The sequence below is a fragment of the Paenibacillus sp. 01T422 genome, assembly GCF_056398785.1.
Map to the genome: position 1 here is coordinate 1 of NZ_JBFTQB010001598.1, position 517 is coordinate 517.

General features: G+C 46.0%; 1 protein-coding gene. It reads left to right on the plus strand.

The features are described from left to right. The coding region (locus AC1DUA_RS40360; protein ID WP_477504982.1) for a hypothetical protein at positions 1-517 on the plus strand (517 nt) is incomplete at both ends.

Genomic DNA, 517 nt, shown 5'->3' on the forward strand with positions numbered 1-517 from the left:
CATGTATACCGTCCAATACTACATGTATACCGTCCAATACTACGACGAAGCCACTTCTGCATGGGTTGCTGTTCCGAAGCAATACAAATCTCCAACACTAGCCAATTATAATCACATTCAATTCCCAGAAATTACGGCACAAAAGGTAAGAGTTCTGATGACTCCTAAGCCAGGCTCAAATGTTGGCGTCAAAGAACTCCAAGTCTTCCGTACCGGTGTTAAAGCTCCGGATGCTGTGAATACGCCGCCGGTCGTGATTGTCCAACAAGATACGACTGCGAAAATCCCTTTAAAAGCGAAGATGCTGGTCAATATGACAGATGACGGCTTACCTAATGGGACGCTGGATACCAGCTGGTCGCTGAAAAGCGGAGTTCAAGGCGGTCAGGCTATATTTACCAAAGATGCGGCTGGTAACACGATTGCTACTTTTAACAGACCAGGCGACTATGTAATAACACTAACGGCTACAGATGGTGAACTATCGACCAAAGTAGATGTCGCCGTTACGGTAGAT